General features: G+C 39.4%; 9 protein-coding genes. 5 read left to right on the top strand and 4 right to left on the bottom strand.

From position 1 onward, the window contains the following. Positions 1-124 precede the first annotated feature (124 nt). Entirely contained in the window at positions 125-1,921 is a 1,797-nt protein-coding gene (gene lepA / locus I597_RS00765; protein ID WP_035328800.1) for a translation elongation factor 4, read from the top strand. A 55-nt stretch (positions 1,922-1,976) separates the two neighbouring features. On the opposite strand, the gene I597_RS00770 is transcribed toward lepA, so the two are convergent. Both I597_RS00770 and I597_RS00775 read right to left on the bottom strand, forming a co-directional pair. Further along, positions 1,977-2,888: an ABC transporter substrate-binding protein gene (locus I597_RS00770; RefSeq protein ID WP_035325583.1), complete on the bottom strand. Its 912-nt coding sequence runs from the start codon at positions 2,886-2,888 to the stop codon at positions 1,977-1,979. Further along, positions 2,885-3,586 (bottom strand): copper homeostasis protein CutC, encoded by a 702-nt coding sequence (locus tag I597_RS00775; RefSeq protein ID WP_035325584.1) that lies wholly within the window; start codon positions 3,584-3,586, stop codon positions 2,885-2,887. Before I597_RS00775 ends, I597_RS00770 begins: the two co-directional genes overlap by 4 nt. Positions 3,587-3,688: 102 nt before the next feature. Between I597_RS00775 and I597_RS00780 the strand changes: the two genes are divergently transcribed. From I597_RS00780 to polA, 4 genes are all read left to right on the top strand, one after another. Further along, entirely contained in the window at positions 3,689-6,637 is a 2,949-nt protein-coding gene (locus I597_RS00780) for a GH92 family glycosyl hydrolase (protein ID WP_035325586.1), read from the top strand. 2 nt (positions 6,638-6,639) lie between these two features. Beyond that, entirely contained in the window at positions 6,640-7,446 is an 807-nt protein-coding gene (locus I597_RS00785; RefSeq protein ID WP_035325589.1) for a sulfurtransferase, read from the top strand. A 34-nt stretch (positions 7,447-7,480) separates the two neighbouring features. Next, on the top strand, positions 7,481-8,494 hold the full coding sequence (locus I597_RS00790; RefSeq protein ID WP_035325591.1) for a glycosylasparaginase: 1,014 nt from the start codon (positions 7,481-7,483) through the stop codon (positions 8,492-8,494). Between the two features lie 491 nt (positions 8,495-8,985). After that, a complete protein-coding gene (gene polA / locus I597_RS00795) occupies positions 8,986-11,835 on the top strand; it encodes a DNA polymerase I (protein ID WP_035325594.1) in 2,850 nt (949 codons plus the stop codon). 84 nt (positions 11,836-11,919) lie between these two features. On the opposite strand, the gene I597_RS00800 is transcribed toward polA, so the two are convergent. Both I597_RS00800 and I597_RS00805 read right to left on the bottom strand, forming a co-directional pair. Further along, complete coding sequence (locus I597_RS00800; RefSeq protein WP_152594950.1) at positions 11,920-12,420, bottom strand: hypothetical protein; 501 nt, start codon at positions 12,418-12,420, stop codon at positions 11,920-11,922. A gap of 181 nt (positions 12,421-12,601) precedes the next feature. After that, positions 12,602-15,295 carry a DUF5916 domain-containing protein gene (locus I597_RS00805; RefSeq protein ID WP_035325598.1) on the bottom strand — a complete coding sequence of 898 codons (2,694 nt, stop codon included), beginning with the start codon at positions 15,293-15,295 and terminating at the stop codon, positions 12,602-12,604. Positions 15,296-15,321 lie beyond the last annotated feature (26 nt).

Raw genomic sequence — 15,321 nt, forward strand, 5'->3', positions numbered from 1 at the left:
TAATACCTCTTTCAAAAACATTTCACATAATTTTAAGAATTTTCGACCAAATACACAAAATCTATTTTACTGAGAAATAAATAGCTCTTAATAGCCGTATATTTGCACCCTATTTGCTATGACTATGAAAAATATTAGAAATTTTTGCATTATTGCGCATATTGACCACGGTAAGAGTACACTAGCAGACCGTCTCCTTGATGAGACCGCTACAGTTACAAAACGTGAAGCTCAGGCGCAATTACTAGATAGTATGGATTTGGAACGTGAGCGCGGTATTACCATTAAGTCACACGCTATCCAGATGGAGTATAAATACAAAGGCGAAGATTACATCCTCAACCTCATAGACACACCTGGTCACGTAGATTTCTCGTATGAAGTATCGCGTAGTATAGCCGCTTGTGAAGGAGCTCTTCTAGTGGTGGATGCAGCACAGAGTATACAAGCACAAACTATCTCAAATCTTTATCTAGCACTAGAAAATGATCTAGAGATCATACCGGTACTTAACAAAGTAGATTTACCTAGTGCAAACCCTGAAGAGGTAACAGATGATATAGTAGACCTACTAGGTTGTGATGCAGAAGAAGTAATTCCAGCATCTGCAAAGACAGGCATAGGTATTGAAGAAATTCTTGCTGCCGTTATAGAGCGCATTCCTGCTCCAAAGGGTAATCTAGATGAGCCATTACAAGCGCTTATTTTTGATAGTGTTTACAATCCTTTTAGAGGAGTAGAAACATACTTTAGAGTAATAAATGGTTCTATAAGAAAAAACCAGCAAATAAAATTTGTCGCTACTGGAAACACTTATGGCGCAGATGAGGTAGGGACACTAAAACTCACACAAGCACCTAAGCAAGAAATAAAAGCCGGTGATGTAGGATACCTTATTACAGGTATAAAAGATGCACGTGAGGTAAAAGTAGGTGATACTATTACAGACGCAAAGAACCCTACACAAAATGCAATTGCAGGTTTTGAAGACGTAAAACCTATGGTATTTGCAGGGATTTATCCCGTAGACACAGAAGACTATGAGGAGCTACGCAACTCTATGGAAAAACTACAGCTTAATGATGCCTCTCTAGTATTTGAGCCAGAAAGTTCGGCGGCATTAGGTTTTGGATTTAGATGTGGATTCTTAGGGATGTTACACCTAGAGATTATACAAGAAAGATTAGAACGTGAGTTTGATATGACTGTTATTACAACAGTGCCTAACGTATCTTATCACGCGTTTACAAATAAACATCCAGATGATATTATTTTAGTAAATAATCCATCAGACCTTCCAGATCCATCTAGTATGAATCGTGTTGAAGAGCCTTTTATAAAAGCTACGATTATTACAAAGTCTGACTTTGTAGGACCTGTAATGTCATTATGTATAGAAAAGAGAGGTCAAATATCTAGCCAGACATACTTAACAACAGAGCGTGTTGAGCTTACTTTTGATATGCCACTTGCAGAGATTGTTTTTGATTTTTACGATCGTCTTAAAACAGTTTCAAAGGGATATGCGAGTTTTGACTACTCTCCTATAGGTATGAGAGCCTCAAAACTGGTTAAGGTAGATGTACTTCTTAATGGGCAACCAGTAGATGCACTATCCGCGCTCTTACACCAAGACAATGCTTATGATATAGGTAAGCGTATGTGTGAGAAATTAAGAGAACTTATCCCACGCCAGCAGTTCGATATTCCTATACAGGCTGCCATAGGTGCAAAAATCATCTCTCGTGAGACAGTAAAAGCACTACGTAAAGATGTAACGGCTAAGTGTTACGGTGGTGATATTTCGCGAAAGCGTAAACTTCTAGAAAAGCAGAAGAAAGGTAAGAAACGTATGCGTGCCGTGGGTAATGTAGAGATACCACAAGAGGCGTTTATGGCGGTTCTTAAACTTAATGATTAAGCATATATAAATTATAAAAAAAGCTGCAAATATGATATTTGCAGCTTTTTTACTTTTACAACAACTCGTTTGTAAAAATGGTATTGACATCTATAGGTTTTGTCTCAAGACCTTTATCATATAACCACTTTAAAAAAGTGCTTATAACTCCCTGATCCATTTTCCCCCAAGAATCTCCTGTGCCAAATGCTTTTAAAGACATCTGTAATGCCTTTTTTAGATCTATCTCTTTATCCTTTTCTGGCACAAGTGATGCGAGTATAGCAACAGCCTCTTCAGGTTGCTCCTTACAATACAGATAGCCTCGAGCAGTTGCTTTAAGGAAAGCTTGGTAAGCTTCCTTACGTGCTGCTATTTTATTTTCATCTGCAACTATTACTGGTGAGTATGAGTAAGGCACCTTATAATCTGCCATTTTAAAATAGGTAAAATCATCACCCATCTCTTGCACCTGCACGCCTTCCCAATTTAAAAACACCCAAGTAGCATCATAAGCTCCTGCGATGAGGGCATCCCAAATACCCAGTTTATCTGGATACTCGAGTTGTAGCACTCCCTCGCCACCATCATTACGTATCATTTGCTTTACAATTTCATCTTCATATCGTGCCTTGTAAGAGGCATAAGTTTTATGATCTAAAGAACTAGGAGATGCAATACCACTATCACGTTTAACCACAATAGCACTAACATCTTCTTGCAAGATAGCAGCAACCGCCTTAAGTGGGAAAGGACTTGCCTTTGTGCGGTAACTAAGCAAGCTCTCCGTAGGGCACAATGCCATATCTACCAGACCGAGTTCTACCTTCTTTGCCGGGGTGAGTTCATAATTATCTGCGGCGGGATTTTCTATAGCAACTTCTAGCCCTTCTTCTTTATAAAAGCCCTGTGCTTGAGCCACAAAAAAACCTATATGATTTATATTAGGCGTCCAGTCTAGTGCTATTTTAATGTGATTTGATTTCATTTTTTGATAAGTTTGATGAGTTGTTTTATAGTTTGTTGATTTGTATGTGTTTCTTTCTTTATGCTTTTTTGACGTGAAGAGTTTTCTATTACGCTTTCGCGAAAGCTGCCGTGCACTTCTTTAAAACCAGCATCTAAAAATTTTTCAACATTTGTAATTGAAACTCCGCCACCTGGCATAATAATAATGCGCTCCTTAGCCTGCTCACCTAATGATTTCAAAACATCAAATCCCTCAACAACATCTGGTTTTTGACCAGAAGTAAGAACGCGATCTACGCCTAGCTCTATAAGCTCCTCTAGACCTTTTACAGGATCTAGCACTTGATCAAACGCACGATGAAAAGTAAAAGACATTCCCTCACTAGCCTTTACAAGCTGTGATGTCCTTTTAAAGTCTATTGTATGATCACTGAGCAGCACGCCAGACACTATACCTTGCACACCCATAGACTTTGCAAAAGCAATATCACGCAACATCGTTTTAAACTCGCTATTTGAGTATATAAAATCACCAGCGCGCGGTCTTATAAGCACAAAAGATGTTATAGATAGTTCTTGCATCACCTTCTTAATAAGTGAGTGACTAGGTGTTACACCTCCTACTTCAAGCTGCTCGCATAACTCAATACGATGCGCACCTCCATCTTGCGCCGCTAGGGCACTCTCAAATGAATTTGCACAGACCTCAATTTTCATATACTAAAGGTACTAAACCTAAAATCACTGTCAAATTTTGCGAGAGCTATCTCGTATAGCTTTAGAGCTTTTATTATCTTAGACACAAACCAATACTTGCAAATGCGTCACCTACTTAGCTTATTAATTGCAGCAATATTTATTACCTCGTGTAAACACGTAACTGAGACCACTCCTGCACAAAAGGACCAAGCGCTTATAAATTATGTAAATCCATTTATAGGCACAGGCGGTCACGGGCATACTTACCCTGGTGCTACAATGCCCTTTGGGATGATGCAATTAAGTCCAGATACAAGACTAGATGGCTGGGATGGCTGCTCCGGTTATCACTATGATGATGAATACATCTATGGTTTTAGCCATACACACTTAAGTGGGACCGGCGTTTCAGACTATGGTGACATTTTACTTATGCCGTCCAATACCATACGTTTTAATAACGGCGCAAATGGTAAAAAAGGATATCGTGATCACTTCTCTCACGATAATGAAATTGCCCAACCGGGATACTACAAAGTACACCTAGATAGTACAAATATAGACGTAGAGCTTACGGTTTCTCAACGCAGTGGTGTTCATAAATACGCTTTCGCGAAAGCGGACTCCCTCAACAACTACCTCATCGTAGATCTTGACCATAGAGACGAAGTGCTAAGCGCCTCTTGGGAAGTCATTAAAGAAAATGACGACCAGCAACTATATACCGAAATGCAAGGCCATCGTCACAGTAAAGCGTGGGCGTCAAAACAATTACTTTATTACTATCTCAAAACCTCACACCCTTTTAAATACATCAAAGACCCACAGTCTAAAAGCAATAAAGTGGCTCTTAAGTTTGAGAATCCCAGCAATGAGCCTGTGATCATAAAAATAGGAATCTCTGCAATAGATGAGAAGGGTGCAAAACAAAACTTAGAAACAGAGATAGGCGACAAAACCTTTGAGCAAGTAAAAGCAACTGCTCAAAGTACCTGGGAGAAACAACTAGAAAAAATTATCGTTGAGACAGACAACACAACATATAAAACTAACTTTTACACCTCGCTCTATCACACGATGCTTGCGCCTAATATTTATCAAGATATAGACGGTCGCTACCGAGGTATGGATCTTGAAATTCATCAAACTACAGATTTTGATTACTATAGTGTTTTCTCACTTTGGGATACATATCGCGCGGCACACCCGCTGTACACCATTATAGAAGAGCAACGCACAAATGATTTTATAAACACCTTTATTGCAAAATATGACGAGGGTGGTATAATGCCTATATGGGATCTTTCTGGTAATTACACAGGATGTATGATAGGATATCACGCCGTGCCAGTTATAGCAGATGCATATATGAAAGGCATAAGAGACTACGATACAGATCGTGCCTTTGAGGCGATGCTACATAGCGCATCACAAGATAAACTAGGTCTAGACTCCTATAAAAAATATGGATTTATACCCACAGAAATGGAAGCAGAGTCTGTTTCAAAAACGTTAGAATATGCCTATGACGACTGGACTATAGCCCTAATGGCTCAAGAAAGAGGTGACGAAGAAAGCTATAAAACGTATATCCAAAGAGCACAAAACTATAAGAATGTATATGACCCAAAATCAGGGTTTATGCGAGGTAGAATGCGCAATAGCTGGTTCTCGCCATTTGACCCCTACGAGGTAAACTTTAATTATACAGAGGCAAACTCTTGGCAATACAGCTTTTATGTACCTCAAGACGTAAGTGGCTTTATAGATCTTGTGGGTGGAAAAAAGGCGATGGATAAAAAGCTAGATGCCCTTTTTACAGCACAGCAAGAAACTTCTGGAAGGCACCAGCAAGACATCACAGGCTTGATAGGTCAGTATGCACACGGTAATGAGCCTAGTCATCATATGGCGTATCTCTATAACTATATTCATAAACCGTGGAAAACTCAAAAGCGTGTGCACGAGATTCTTACTACTATGTATAGAGGCACTCCAGACGGTATCTCTGGTAATGAAGATTGTGGCCAGATGAGTGCTTGGTATGTACTCAGCTCGCTAGGGTTTTACCCCGTGACACCGGGAAGCAACACCTATGCAATAGGTACACCTCTTTTTGACAAAGCCACGATTTACTTAGAAAATGGCAATAATTTTACTATAGAAGCCAGCAATGTATCTGACAATAACATCCATATAAAAAATGCTTCTATAAATGGTAAGGCACACCCCTACTCTTACATAAACCATAAAGATATTATGGCTGGTGGCCTCTTGCAATTTGATATGTCCAGCACTCCTGGTAGATGGGGTAAGCATCCAGCGCACAGCCCAAAAACTGCCATAACAGAACATCTCATTGTAGCTGCACCGTTTATCGCAAGTGGCGATATTACTTTTACAGAAAATACTACTGTTGCATTACAGTCTACAGATAAAGATGCAGAGATATACTTTGCTCTTAAAGAAGATGGTGAGACCTTTAAACGATATAGAAAACCCATTACCATAACATCAGATACAGAGTTACGTACTTATGCCATTTCAAGACACGGCAAAAGTGCTACAATCGCCACCCCTTTTCATAAAATAAATGATGCTTACAAAGTGACTCTCGAGACTACTTATGCAAATGAATACAGTGCAGGCGGAGAGAATGCCTTAATAGATGGCATAAGAGGTTCAAAAGAATACCGATCTGGCACCTGGCAAGGATACAATAATCAAGATGTAGTTGCTACACTCGATCTAGGAGAAGTAAAAAATATAAACGCTATTGCTACCTCATTTCTACAAGACCAACGCAGCTGGATTTTTTACCCTACAGAGGTTAGCTTTTTCACCTCTGTAGATGGCACCACTTTTACACCCTACTATAATCAAGATATAGATGCAACTATAGAAAGTGAAGAGACTTTAATTAAAACAGTAGCAGCATCTCAAGATGAGCAAGCAGCTAGATACATAAAGGTTATAGCAAAGACGGTAGGAGACTTACCTAGCTGGCACTTAGGTCATACGTATGATGGCAAAAGCTGGATATTTATAGATGAACTTATAGTTAAGTAGCAATGACAACACCCTTAGTAACCATACACTGGCTCAAAGAGAACAAAGAAGATAAGAACCTTATAGTACTAGACGCAAGTCAAGAGTATGATGAGGGCAACACCATAAAAGGAGCAGTTCATTTTGATATCAAAAACACCTTTAGCGATACTAAAAGTGCATACCCTAACACATTCCCCAGTGAAAAGCAGTTTGAAGAGGAGTGTAGAAAACTTGGCATTACAAAAAAATCAAAAATTGTTGTTTTTGACAGTAAAGGAATTTTCACCAGCCCTAGAGTATGGTGGATGTTTACCGTAATGAGTCACAAGACAGTAGCTGTACTTGATGGTGGTCTACCAGCTTGGAACAGCGCAGGACTTAAATCCCTAGAAGTTAATAAACCAAAAGAACTTCCCACCTCATTTAAAGCACATAAAAATGAAGCAGCCATATACCATTATGAGCAAATAGTAGATAATTGTAATTCACAAGAGTGCCAGCTTATAGATGCAAGATCACCAGGCCGTTTTAATGGTACAGCTCCAGAGCCACGAGCTCACTTACAAAGCGGTCATATAAAAAACGCGCTTAACCTCCCCTATACTCAAGTGTTATCTAATGATTATTACAAGCCAAAAGAAGAACTAGAAGAACTATTTAGGGATCTACATATAGACAAACGTCCTATTATATTTAGCTGTGGTTCTGGGATAACGGCTTGCATTATTCTGCTGGCCTTTACCCTAGTTTCAGATCAAGAGTCATATGTATATGATGGTTCTTGGACAGAGTGGGCAGAGCGAAATAAATGCTACACACAAGTATAACAAGGCTACTTTAAAAATATAAGACGCACCTATTATGAATAGAAGAAAATTTATAAATCGTTCGGCAGTAGCTGGGGCGGGTATTGCTACTGGAGCAAGTATACTTGGTTGTGATGATAATGATAAAAATAGCAAGGATAATAATTCCGCTTTCGCGAAAGCGCAACAAAAACCAGCACCCATCGCTATCTGTACTTGGGGATTTTCTGGCGCTACACAAAAAGCTGGGGAATTACTCACCAAAGGCTCTTCTGCTCTAGATGCAGTCGTTGCCGGTGTTGCCGTTGAAGAAGAAAATATAGAAAACACCACGGTGGGCATAGGTGCAACTCCAGACAGAGAGGGTAATGTAACTCTAGATGCCTGTGTTATGAATCCAGAGGGTGACTGTGGTGCAGTGCTCGCCGTAGAAAATATTGTAAACGTAGCGGCCCTTGCTCGCAAGGTAATGGAAGACACACCACACGTGATACTTGCGGGTAAAGGTGCAGAGGAGTTTGCATACCAGCAGGGATTTAAAAAAGAAAATCTACTCACAGAAGAGCGTAAAAATGCCTGGCAAGAATGGCTTAAAACTAGTGACTACAAACCAAAGATTAATATAGAAAATCACGATACTATAGGAATGCTTGCTATTGATAAAGATGGTGACATCGCAGGTGTATGTACAACCTCAGGCTTAGGATATAAGATGAAAGGTCGCGTGGGAGATTCTCCCATTATAGGCTCTGGATTATTTATAGATAACGAAGTAGGCGGTGCAGTGGCTACAGGTATGGGTGAAGAAGTTTTAAAAACAGTAGGAAGCTTCTTAATAGTAGAGTTAATGCGCGGCGGAATGAGCCCCCAAAAAGCCTGCGAAGAAGCTATTACAAGAATTACAAAAAAAGGACCTAGGTATAAAGATTTTCAAATAGCCTACATCGCCATAAATAAATCTGGCGAGGTAGGAAGCCACTGTATACATAAAGGTTTTACAATGATGAAATATCAAAATGGTGAGAATAAAAATATAACTTCTAGCTACTACAATAGTGATAAAAGCTGAATCTACAACCAAAATTATCTTAATAAATAGACGTGAAGCATATTTTTAACGACCAACTACTCAATTAAAGATTTATGGATTTTTAACAATGTAGTCATTATAAAAATCTACTATCTTTAACCCTTGAAATTCAACTATATAATTAACAATCTTGTTAATCCTTTTAAAAAGGAACAATAAACAAATCAAAGAATTGTTATATATTTGTATATGCCTTAGGGCGAAAAATATTTAAGACTGTTGTAATTGACTTTTAATAATCAATTATGATTTGGGGTGAAAGCCAAGCATTTTTGCTTGGCTTTCTTTATTCCCAAATGTTAGGTTTTTTTCTACTTCGTTTTAATGAGGCTAGTTCATTGTATTTGAAAATGATTTTTTTTCTTAGCCTCGTATAATTTATTAACAGTGCCCGCTATTCCGGATGCATCTTCTTACATTTGAGTTTATCGTACTACGCTTTCGCGAAAGCGTAATAAAACCCATCTCCAGTGACTAATACTGCCGAAAATACTCAGAAACGACTTTTTTTACTAGATGCATACGCATTGATTTTTAGAGGATATTATGCTCTTATTAAAAACCCGCGTATCACAAGTTCTGGTATGGATGTGAGTGCTATAATGGGGTTTACAAATAGCCTTTTTGATGTTATAAAACGAGAGCGACCAGATCACCTAGCTGTTGCTTTTGACAAGGGCGGAAGCTCTGCTCGTGTTGAAGCTTATGCTGATTATAAGGCAAATCGTGACGAAACTCCAGAAGCGATACGCATAGCGGTACCTCATATACAAGAAATACTTAAGGCTATGCACATTCCCATTATTGAGCGTGAAGGTGTAGAGGCAGATGACCTTATAGGCACCCTGGCAAAACAAGCCGAAAAGGAAGACTTTAAAGTCTTTATGGTTACACCAGATAAGGATTATGCACAGCTAGTCTCAGAAAATATATTTATGTACAAGCCTGCTCGTATGGGTAATGGTATTGAGATCTGGGGAATCCCAGAGGTGCAAAAGCGTTTTGAAGTAGAGCGCCCAGAGCAAGTGATAGATTACCTAGGGATGATGGGTGATGCGTCAGACAACATACCGGGGCTTCCAGGTGTAGGTGATAAAACGGCAAAGAAATTTATCGCAGCATACGGTTCTATGGAAGGGCTTCTTGAAAATATAGATAAGCTCAAGGGCAAGATGAAGGAAAAAGTGATCGCAAATGCAGAGCTGGGACTTCTTTCTAAACAACTCGCAACTATAATGCTAGATTGTGATGTACAGTTTGACGCAAAAGATTACGAACTCTCAGAACCAGATGCAGAGGCGGTCACAAAGAAGTTTGACGAGCTGGAGTTTAGACGTATGAAAGATCAGTTTGTAAAAATCTTTTCTGGCGAGGCAGAGCAAGGCACGCAGGTATCTTCTACCTCATCTGCAAAGAAGCAAGCAGCTACCGCAGCGGGGGCAGGACAGTTTTCGCTTTTTGGTGGAGATGGTGGCGCTACCGCAGCAACCGTGGCAGATGCTTCTACACGTAAAACCATAAAAGACACCCAGCATTTTTACCAGACAATAGATAGCCCGCTTGCGCGAAAACTATTTATACAAAATCTACTTCAACAATCTTCTGTATGTTTTGATACAGAAACCACAGGTCTAGACCCACTCGTGGCAGAGCTTGTAGGTATCGCTTTTTCTTGGGAAGCTGGTAAGGGGTATTACATACCGCTTCCAGAAAGTAAAGAAGAGGCCCAAGCACTAATAGAAGAATTAAGAACATTTTTTGAGGCTACTACCATCGAAAAAATAGGTCAAAACCTTAAATATGACATAAAAGTTCTTGCAAAATATAACATAAAAGTTAAGGGAAAACTTTTTGACACAATGCTTGCCCACTATCTCATTAACCCAGATATGCGTCATAATATGGACGTACTGGCAGAGACGTACCTTAACTACACACCTGTATCTATCACAGAGCTCATAGGTAAAAAAGGAAAAAACCAAAAGTCTATGCGCGACGTGCCACTAGACCAGCAAACAGAGTATGCGGTAGAAGATGCAGATATTACCCTGCAGCTTAAACAGCATTTTGAAAAAGAGCTTGATGAGGCAGGCACGCGCAAACTATTTGATGATATTGAGATTCCCTTACTTAGAGTACTTGCTGCAATGGAGGTAGAAGGAATCAACTTAGACGTACACTTTTTAGAGAGCTTGTCCGGTGATCTTAATGCAGATATAGAACGTCTTACTTCTGAGATTTATGAAGAAGCTGGAGAAGAGTTTAAAATATCTTCACCTAAGCAACTCGGCGAAATTCTTTTTGACAAAATGAAGCTTGTAGACAAGCCTAAAAAGACAAAAACAGGACAATACTCAACTGCAGAAGATGTTTTATCATACCTTGCAAAAGATCACGATATCATCCAGAAAGTACTAGACTACCGCGGGCTATCTAAGTTAAAGTCTACATATGTAGATGCATTGCCAGAGCAAGTTGCTCAAGATGGTCGTGTACATACAGACTATATGCAAACCGTAGCAGCGACGGGAAGATTAAGTTCTAACAATCCTAACCTACAAAACATCCCTATACGTACAGAACGCGGTCGCCAAGTACGTAAAGCATTTGTACCTAGAGATGAAAACCACACACTGCTCGCAGCAGATTATTCTCAAATTGAGCTACGTATTATAGCAGCTCTAAGCGAGGAAGAAAATATGATACAAGCCTTTACAAATGGTGAAGACATTCACGCTAGTACGGCGGCAAAAGTTTTTAATGTACCACTAGAAGAGGTAACAAGAGAGCAACGTAGTAATGCAAAGACAGTAAACTTTGGTATTATATATGGTGTCTCTGCCTTTGGACTTTCTAACCAGACAGACCTATCACGAGGAGAAGCAAAAGAGCTCATAGACAACTATTATAAATCGTACCCTAAGCTACGCAACTATATGAGTGAGCTTGTAGATTTTGCTAGAGAAAATGGGTATGTAAAAACAGTTCTAGATAGGCGTCGCTACCTTAATGGTATTAACTCAAGCAACGGTGTTGTGCGTGGTGCTGCAGAGCGTAATGCTGTAAACGCACCTATACAAGGGAGCGCAGCAGATATTATTAAGATTGCTATGATTAATATTTTTGAGAAGCTAGAAATCAGTGATTACAAAACAAAAATGCTACTCCAAGTGCACGATGAACTTGTTTTTGATGTGCCAAACACTGAGCTTGATGACATCAAAAACCTCATCAAAACCGAAATGGAAAGTGCCTTTAAAATGGCAGTACCTCTAGATGTAGAAGTAGGAGTAGGTCAAAACTGGCTAGAGGCACACTAAAAAATAAAGCTATCTCATATTAAAAAAGCCAAATGAAAATAACTTCTCATTTGGCTTTTTTATTTACATATATGTCATCTCATACTATTTCCTCACATATGTTGAGACTGCGGCAAGATTATTAAAATCTCCGTGAGGATAATTATTGAGATGATCTCTATTAAGAAACTCTCGAAACCTTAAGGTGTCAAGATCTTGTGACAATTCTCCTATTAGACCCGTTTCTATAACAACCGTATTACCATTAATTGTGTAACTGGGTGCTTGTATGTAATTTTCAACCACTATGCATACAAATTCCATAAGGTGATCGCCGTTCTCGGTCACGCAAGTTGTAATTGCATAAGGCGGTATGACAGTGTTTTTTTCTGTAAAGGTTATTTCTTGAGGATTGAGTACCTGCTCATTTTCTTCAAGTAAATCTGTAGAGGCAACGCCATCATTATTTAAGTCTATGGCTGTCTCTACGGTATATGAGATTTGCCTGTAAGTCACCTCTGCAATAGGAGACTTTTCTTTAGACTCATCTTCACCACAACTTAAAAAAGCAAGTAGCAATAACGAGAGATATAGGCAATGTTTCATTAGATAGATTTAACTAGGCAAAGATATAACGTATTAATTGTAGTTAAGTATAGAAGGTTCTTAAATTATTTTCAATTCATTTTAACAATCTCAAATAAAACAGGTTACGCTTTCGCGAAAGCGTAAAAAAACCCCAAAACAAACATACAAGCTTTGGGGTACATTTGGGGCGTAATTTTTATTACAGCGCAAATCTATACGTCCATTTTACTAAAAACGTATTCCTGATTTGCTGCCCAAGTATCTGACTATCTGCTGCGTCAAAGAGGCTATCTTCTGTAGAGGCTCCACCTTCGATACCTTGTGACCAAACTAAAAACAACTCAGAGCCTGGCTTATACTCCCATCTCGCTACAAGGTTTGATCTAAATTGAACGAAGTTAAAATCTGGATCTCCAAAGGCATAATCTACACTTCCATCCTCATCTTCATCTACAGCATAACCACCATCTACAGTACTTATTTGATTTTGATTAAATAAGGTTACTCGCTTATTAAGATCTTCGTTTTCGCTATCTGCTACGTAGTTAAAATTAGTGTAGGTCCCTTTTGCTATAAACGGCTGCGCATAATATTGTATGGTAAAATTAGGGTTGATATTATAATTAACACGTAGTGTCGCACTTAACGTTTCTTGATTAATCGCTCCTGTTATATATCTCGTATTATATTGAGCAGGCTCGTAAGCTTGTTGAGATACATACTGCGTTCTGTTTGGGTTTTTCTCATAGACTGTAGAGAGTGACAAACTTAGTGCATCTAGCGGCTGGTAGTTAAGCCTAAGCTCGTACTGATTAAATGAGAAGTTATTTTGCTTTGCTTGCGAGTTTACATAAATAGCAACTGCGCTTAACTTTTTACGCTGGTCTGTACCAGCAGCCACAAAGTAAAAGTTTTCTTCATTAAACCTCCAGCGTGGTCCTCCTCTCAAAAATGAGTTTATAAATATGCGAGGTTTGTGCGCACCACCTACTTCTGTAAACCAGTTGTTTTTCCAGTTTATCTCTGCCCTACCTTCATACTGAATGCGATTAAAGTTACCTTGAAAATCATACTGTGTAGTTTGCTCCACACCTACATTTGCTCGTCTATACCAAGAGGTAGAGTTGTTCCAGAAGCGTCTTACACTTGCAAATTGTACAATACGGTCTGCACGACGCAAGAAGCCTATATCGTTAAGCTCTAGACCAGGAGACCTCCAGTTACCCCCTAGCTCATAGCGCCATTTACCACTACCTCTACCTATGGCAAGGTTTCCTCCGGTACCAGAGAGGCTTGTAGCATTAGGGTCTACCGATACGTGGTCTGCATCTACACGTTGATATAAATGTGTGAGTGAGGTTTGTGTATTGAGTATAGCCTGAGGATCTCCGTTAACACGGCTTATAATCCCTCTACCAGTTATGTAGTACTTACGATCTTTCCAGTTATGGTTAAAATCTATACCGCCAGAGTAGGCTTGTGTATGTAAGAAGTCTAAGCTACGCTCCATATTACGTGTTGTGTTTGTAAATATGGCTCCTATAAAAGAGTTACGATCATTAAAATCTTTTTGAACTCTACCCACAAAGTAGTTAGTAAGAGGCTCTACTAGTTCTTCTCTTTTTGTGCCTAGCTCATCGCTAAGCTCGAGTTGCGTTGTGATTTCTTCCCTATCGTCTAGCTTTATCTCTGCAAACTCTTTTGCCGTGACACTCTCTAGCACACCTATAGTCCACCCGTTTTTAGTTTTTCCGCTAAACTTTGCCGCACCCAGTATAGTCGTGTTAATAGGGAAGTCTTCATACTCTCCTTTACTTGGGTCTGAAGTTGTAAATCCTTGCGGAGTCCTCCCTATACGTCTCGGGAAGAAAACATTATCTGAACCACCACCTACTCTAAAGTCAAAGACACTTTTATTTTCGACAAAGAAAGGTCGACGCTCTTGAAAGAAAATCTCAAATCCATCTAGCGCTATAGCTCCAGGGTCTGCATCTACTTGTCCAAAATCTGGATTTACAGTGAGGTCGAGCGTGAGATCATTTGTGATACCAATTTTTGCATCAAGACCTACATTGCCACTAAAGTCATCCCCATCTCTAAAGGGGTTACCCACCTCTTCCTCAAAAGTATCGTACTGCCCCAGCACAAAAGGTTGTATTTCTAATTGTTTTTGAGGTTTAATTCCTTTTATACCTCGTAGTTCTCCAAACTCACTCACCCATCCAGGAGGATTTGCCGGCAGAGGTTGCCAGGTAGAACGCTCTTCATTTGCAAAGTAGCGTCTTGTAGACTGTATACCCCACACCTGCTCATCATCTGCACTAAAACGCAACTGACTTAACGGAATGCGCATCTCTGCCGTCCAGCCTTCTTCATCTTCTGAGGTGGCGAGATACCAGATAGGATTCCAGCTGCTATCAAAGTTTCCGTTATTTGATATAAACTCATCACCTTTTACTCCAGAAGCAGAGGCTGTAAATGAGAAACCTGTACGATCGTCATTATAACTATCTATATTAATCTCTACCCAGTCACCCGGAAAATCATCACGGCGGCCTAATCTTTTTTCTAGTTTTGACTTATCACTCTCTAAACAGTGAAAGGCTACATACAGATTTTTTGCATCATAGGTGATTTTCATCTTAGTTTGCTGTGTAGGCGGTGTACCTACATCTGGCTCAAATTGTAAATAATCTGTAGACCACGGCACGCTAGCCCAGGCACCATCAGATAGGTTTCCATCTATTTTTGGCGCGTCACCGGTAAAAGTATTTGTGGTATAAACTTTTCTTGCAATGGCTATTTTGGTAGAGTCTACTTGAGCAAATAAAGACAGGGAACTTAGAAAGAAAAGAATGATTACTGCTCGTAGGCGATTGACTGTAAGGTACATTAGGTTGTTTTTGGTTGATGATATTA

It is taken from the genome of Dokdonia donghaensis DSW-1, from assembly GCF_001653755.1.
GTDB lineage: Bacteria > Bacteroidota > Bacteroidia > Flavobacteriales > Flavobacteriaceae > Dokdonia > Dokdonia donghaensis.